Below are 6,320 nucleotides of genomic sequence, written 5' to 3' on the forward strand. Positions count from 1 at the left end.
ATACTTTACTTTACTCAAAAGACCTATCAAAATGTAGAATTATGCCAAGTTTATTATAAATTAAGAAAAAACAGCAGGTAATCCACCTACTGTTTTTGAAGAGTTGTTATAATTTTTTACTTAAAAGATAATTATTTGCCTGGTCTAAATCTTCAAGAGAGTCTACCTCGAACCAATCGTCAGAATTAACCTTTGTAATTTTTAAATTTATGTTATTTAAATTTTCTTGGACAATATTATCCCAATATAAATCCTTATAATTTCTACTATCAATTGCCTCTTCTAGTTTTTCCTTAATTATTCGTCCATCCTTTTGAGTCCAATAGGAGACACCGGCAATGATATAATCTGTTCCACCTTCAATTACAATGTCATAAATTCTATCATTTTCATCAAATTTTAGAATCCATTCTTGTTCAAAATCATGTTTTATTCCTGCAAAATAGGTAGAGTGTTCTAAATCAGTTTTAATAAAATTATTAACCATAAACACATCTGCTTCTGTAACAAATGCGTCTTGTAAATAATCTCTGACAAGGTACATTGTATAAATATTATTATACAAATTGTATTTATCATTATGAATAAGCTTGACGCTATACCGTTCCTTAAGATATTCAAACTTCTCATGCAAATACCCAGTAACAACTATGATGTCATTGATACCTTTTTCTTTTAAAAATTTGATTTGTCTTTCAATCATCGGTTCCCCAGCAACTTTAACTAAGGATTTAGGTGTGTCATTTGTCAGCGGTCTTAATCTTGTTCCCATTCCTGCAGCTAATATTATTGCTTTCATCCTGTTCATCCTCCTGAGTCAATCTAAGTTGATTAATTAGCCTTCACTAAATTTTCGGCATCGTTAGGAGATGGTTTAAGATATTCATCTTTTCCAATAATCCCGTTTGCACGATCCACTTTTTCAAGCTCTAATGCTTTTGGAACAGAAATCCAATAAGCAAGGAAAATAGCAATGATGCCCCCTGAAAGCTTACCAACCATTACTGAAAGAATCATATTTGGTTGAAAGTTTGCTGTGAAAGCTAAATGATCGCCAATTAGAAAGGCGGAGGTTACTGAAAATGAGATACAAATAACTTTATCCTTTGGTCTCATGTGCTTGATAAGGTTAAACATGGCCAATATATTTGCCGCTCCTGCTAGTAATCCTGCACTGCCTTCAGAGCTTAATCCGATCTTATTTCCAATAATTTCGAGAGGTTTAGCCAAATACTTTCGAATAAGATAAACCATAGGAAATGCTCCAGCCAGCATTATTCCAATATATCCTGCAACCTCTAAAGCGCGGAACTGATCCTTTGAATCGGCAATAATCGGATCAAATCCCCATACTCCAAATAGTTTACTAAAGATTCCTGTAAAATACTCGACGATGGAAAATACTAATACTAATTTAATTCCAATATCCATAAACCGACCAAACCACATAAAGCCTTTAATCATTTTATCTGGAATAAATCGAAGACCTAATGCAATTAAGATGACCACAATGATAAGTGGTGTTAAATTTAACAATAGAGTTCCTAGTTCTGGTGCGAAGGTATGTGTTGAGTCAGCATTTGTTGAGACTTCGCCTCTAACTTGGGTATTTGTTAACTTCATGATCATACTGCTGATAAATACCCCAAGTGGGATACTTAAAATACCAGACATAACTCCGAGTGCCATATATTTATGATCTCTTTTATCAAGCATGGTTAAACCTACAGGGATACTAAAAACGATTGTTGCTCCTGCCATAAAACCGATTATCATAGCCATAATCCAACTATCTTTCGATTGTGCAAGCGCATCTGCTAATTGATACCCACCCATATCCACTGCAATAAAAGTAGTTGCTGCGATTGATGGGTCTGCACCAATAAAACTAAAGACTGGTCCAAAAACTTTGCTAATAAATAAAGATAAGTAAGGAACAGAAGCCATAATACCTGCTACAGGAACAAATATTGGACCTATAGAATATAACCCTTGCATGAATTCCTTTCCAAGTCCTTTTTCGTCATTCCGAATCGCTGCAAAAGCCCCAATAACTGCACACACCATAATAATATAAATGACAATATTACCGATAATACCCATTTCTCCACCGCTCATTCAGTTATTTTTTTATAATTTATATAAAAGAGAATTTGATTCATTTTTCATGTAATTGGATAAATTTGTTTTCCCACGATTGTATCGGTCTAAGGAATAGTCAGCTAGGTACGGATCTCCCAATGCAACCTTAGCTGCACTCCACATGCTCCAAAACATGTCCTGCATAATTTTATGAATTTCTATTTTCTTTCTTTCTTCCGTTGAAGGAGTCGTTCCAAAGTACTTTTTGAAGAATAATTCTTCTTCATCCTCAGAATAAGCACATTCTAGGGATACTGCTGCTACGTCATAAAGATAATCATAATTGCCACTGTACTCCCAATCAATTAAATAAAGTTTGTTTTCACCACTTTTAATGAAGTTTTCAGGAAGGGTATCAAGGTGCCCAGGAACATTCACAATACCAAGATTTTCTAACTCATCTTTTAAGGGCATAAATAATTCCTTCAACTCTAGATAATCATCGTATAGCTTGCCATTGGCTTCCAACAGGACATTTTCGTAATATAAGGTTCCGATAAATGGATCAAAGTCCTCGTTGAATTTTTCAGTGCTTGTATGAAGTGTTTTTAGTACGCCTGCAATCAGTTCCATGTTGTCTTCTCTTTTTGCTGTTGTAGGATTAAGAGTTTCAGCACTATCGATAAACTCCGTTATTTTTAGTCCTGTAAACTCATTAAAATAAATGGTTTTACTATCAAGTGCAATTTTATAGGCAAGTGAAGAATTAATTTTTTCATTTAACCTATCGATTGTCTTTTCTGTACCAAAACCGGGCACTCTTACAACAAAGTCCTTATCCTTTATATTTACCTTATAGTTATTGTTAGTTAATCCTCCAAGCTTCTCAATTTTACTAATTGATTGCTGGTCAATTTCCAAAACCTCAGAAAGCAATTGCTTTACATATTGCTTTTTAACTTCCATTTCTTTTCTCTTTAATTTTGGGTAAACTAAATACCTTAAGTTACTATAGTGTTCGATTGAATCAATTTCACTCCAGATTAAATCATCTATTTTTTCATAGCCGATATTGTGTTTATTAATAATATTGAGGAGTGCGTATTCGTAATAGAGATAGGGGTTTTTGTTAAATTTGAAGTCCTCGATCATCTCTCTATAAGCTTCTAAGGATATTTTTGAAACTCCGATGAATTCTCCATCAATCTTGTTAAGTTGGTGAATATCCTTAGAGATTCGATGGATGTAATTATCTCGAATTTCAACTAAAGCCTCATCACCAGAACCTGATTCGCTGGTAATTAACATGCAATTTTTATTTGGATGATTAAGCAGATAAGAAATTGCTCTTTCTTCAAAGACCATATCACCTTCAATTAATAAAAAGTCTCCGTCAATATGCTCTTTTGCGAGCGCAAGGGAATGCATTGTCCCAGTCCATTTATATTTATCACAATAAGCTAATGTAACATTTCTCTTTCTAGCGAGTTCCTCGTAATATTCCTTTTTATAACCAGTTGTAATAATGATTTTGTCAATACCATTTGCATTCAAAATAGAAAGAATTCTTTCAATAATCGTACTATCTTCTAATTCAAGGAAGCCAACAGGCGTATCAAATACTTTTCGTTCACCTGCGGCCAAAATAACAGCCTGCTTAATCTGTGTCAACTAGTTCTCCTCCTTTTTTTTATTATCTTTTTCGATTAACATGGGGAAGATATAGTTAATCAAGTTTTTATAATGCCATTTGGTATCTATTTCTGTCCAAACTAAATCAATTAACTTTATATACCCAATGCTAAAAGTTCTTGCAACGTCTAAAAGAGCGTATTCGTAATTAAAATATGGATTCTTATTATGCCTAAATTCTTCTAACATTTTCTCATAAATATCGATGGAAATTTTGGATACTCCAATGAGTTCGCCATCAATCTTATTGAATTGATGCCTATCTTTGGACATCTTGAAAATATATCCATCTTTTATTTCAACGAATACTTCGTCTTCTGAGCCGCTTTCATTCGTGATTAACAAACAATTTCGGTTTTTGTTCTTTAATAACTCTTGGATGGCTTGCCTCTCAAAAACAATATCACTTTCAATAAGAAGAAAGTCATCTGTGATTACCTCTTTAGCTAAAGCCAAAGAAGCCATTGTCCCAGTCCATCGGTAGTCCTCATTTTTCACTAAAGTCAGTCGAGAATATTTTTTGGCTAAATGCTCATAATAGTGACTTTCGTATCCAGTAATAATGACGATGTCTCTAATACCGCTTTCATTCATTAACTTAATTGTTCTTTCGATAATGGTCCCTTGACCCAGTTTTAAAAATCCAATGGGCATTTTAAAACCAGTACGTTCACCTGCTGCTAAAATCACGGCTTGCTTTATCTTGGCTTGTTTTTTTGCCGGAAGGACAATTTTTCGATTAAGACTGTCTTTAATATAGTCCTCTAAAACTACGACACCTTTTTCACTCACTACATATTGTTGGGAATTCGAAATTTTATTTATCGTAAGGTAGCCTTTTTTTACAAGCTGTTTAATTATTGAATTCACAGTACCAACCGAAACCTCTACCTTTAAGGCAACATCTCGTTGGCTCAGAGTGCTATCCTGATGTAAAATTTCAAGTACCTTAAACTCTTTATCTATCAATACTAACAACACCTTTAAATAGAAGTAGAACTATATCCCTTTTTCTGTTCATTTTTTGAACACATTGAAATTGTAATATATTACAAGAATATGTCAAGTTTTTTCTTGAAAAATATTACAAAAAATTACAGATAATTAAGACTTTGTAACAATTAAATAACAATTATTAGGAAAATAAGAGTGTAATTTGACTTGTTTCTTATTGGTTTTGCTTTAAAATTAAGTATCCTAGTAAAAGTGAAAACCAAAAAAATGTCGAAAATTAGATTGTTTACTAGAATGTTGTTTGATATTATTTATTTTGTAAGTTATTAAATTTATAGATTTGTAGGAGAGGTGGATATTATAAAAAAACGAGTAACAGAATATATACTGATTGCTTCCTTTATTACTATTCTAATTCTCTTTAATAGTAATAATATATTGGCAAATGCGGAGTCCATTCTACCTAAAGGATACATTGATACCCCTGCGAACGGTCAAACTGTAACAGGAGAAATTCCTGTGAATGGTTGGTTTTTAGATGCCAATGGTGTCTCAAAGTTAGAGGTTTTTGTAGATGATAAACGTATGGGGGAAGCTCAGTATGGTATATCACGGTCCGATGTTCTCAAAGCATATCCTGAATATCAGAATGCAAACTCAGGATATCAATACATCTTAAATGTAAAGAATTTAACCAATGGTAATCATAAACTAACTGTTAGAGAGACTGGACTAAATGGGGCTACAAATGAACTAGACAGCTTAGTGATTAATGTTCAAAACTTACCAGCAAAAGGTTACATTGATACCCCTGCGAACGGTCACGCTTTAATGGGAGAAATCCCGGTAAATGGCTGGTTTTTAGATGGCAGTGGTGTCTCAAAGATTGAAATATTGGTAGATGGCAAAAGTATGGGCGAGGCTCAGTATGGGCTTACCCGTTACGATGTAAGTAAAGCTTTTCCTGAATACAAAAATGCAAACGCAGGTTACGGATTTACGTTAAATACGAAGAACTTAGTCAATGGCCAGCACAGACTAACTGTCAGGGAGATTGGGAATAACGGAATTACTAATGAACTTGAAAGTATACTGGTTAATGTACAAAATGAACCAGTAAGAGGATATATTGATACTCCTAGTAACGGTGCAACGGTAAGAGGAGAAATTCCTGTTAATGGCTGGTTTCTAGATGCAAATGGAGTATCAAAGGTAGAAGTATTGGTAAATGGTAAAAGTATGGGCGAAGCTCAGTATGGTATTTCTCGTCAAGATGTTTTCAAAGCATATCCAGTATACAAAAATGCAAACGCAGGTTACCAATTTACGTTAAATACGAAGAATCTACCTAATGGCCAATACACATTAACTGTTAGAGAAACTTCGAATAATGGGATTACAAATGAACTTGAAAGTTTAAAACTAAATATCCAGAATTTACCATCGAGAGGGTTGGTTGATACCCCGTCAAACGGTGCTACAGTAAAAGGAGAAATTCCTGTTAATGGCTGGTTTTTGGATGTAAGTGGCGTTTCAAAGATTGAGGTATTGGTAGATGGGAATAGTGTGGGTGTAGCACAGTATGGCATTTC

The 6,320-nt window shown here is 33.9% G+C and carries 5 protein-coding genes; 1 reads left to right on the forward strand and 4 read right to left on the reverse strand.

Annotated features, from left to right (window positions below; translation table 11 throughout):
• Positions 1 to 106 precede the first annotated feature (106 nt).
• From V7124_RS24675 to V7124_RS24690, 4 genes are read right to left on the reverse strand one after another with little or no spacing between them, the layout of a single operon-like run.
• Positions 107 to 799, reverse strand: a complete 693-nt coding sequence (locus V7124_RS24675) for a sugar phosphate nucleotidyltransferase (protein ID WP_335494310.1) — start codon at positions 797 to 799, stop codon at positions 107 to 109.
• 32 nt (positions 800 to 831) lie between these two features.
• Positions 832 to 2,103, reverse strand: a complete 1,272-nt coding sequence (gene eutH / locus V7124_RS24680; protein WP_335420380.1) for an ethanolamine utilization protein EutH — start codon at positions 2,101 to 2,103, stop codon at positions 832 to 834.
• 27 nt (positions 2,104 to 2,130) lie between these two features.
• The gene (locus V7124_RS24685) at positions 2,131 to 3,753 is read right to left on the reverse strand and encodes an NTP transferase domain-containing protein (protein WP_335494312.1); all 1,623 of its coding nucleotides are present in this window, start codon (positions 3,751 to 3,753) and stop codon (positions 2,131 to 2,133) included.
• The gene (locus V7124_RS24690) at positions 3,754 to 4,743 is read right to left on the reverse strand and encodes a winged helix-turn-helix transcriptional regulator (RefSeq protein ID WP_335494314.1); all 990 of its coding nucleotides are present in this window, start codon (positions 4,741 to 4,743) and stop codon (positions 3,754 to 3,756) included.
• Positions 4,744 to 5,079: 336 nt separating this feature from the next.
• Here V7124_RS24690 and V7124_RS24695 point away from each other — a divergent pair.
• On the forward strand, positions 5,080 to 6,320 hold a 1,241-nt coding region (locus V7124_RS24695; protein ID WP_335494316.1), incomplete at its 3' end, for an Ig-like domain-containing protein.

This window comes from Neobacillus niacini, assembly GCF_036961885.1.
Classification (GTDB): domain Bacteria; phylum Bacillota; class Bacilli; order Bacillales; family Cytobacillaceae; genus Neobacillus; species Neobacillus niacini_H.

Bases quoted from the DNA above. Each gene is read 5' to 3' on its own strand.
- V7124_RS24675 (WP_335494310.1), bottom strand. From the start codon at position 799: ATGAAAGCAATAATATTAGCTGCAGGAATGGGAACAAGATTAAGACCG.
- eutH (WP_335420380.1), bottom strand. From the start codon at position 2,103: ATGGGTATTATCGGTAATATTGTCATTTATATTATTATGGTGTGTGCA.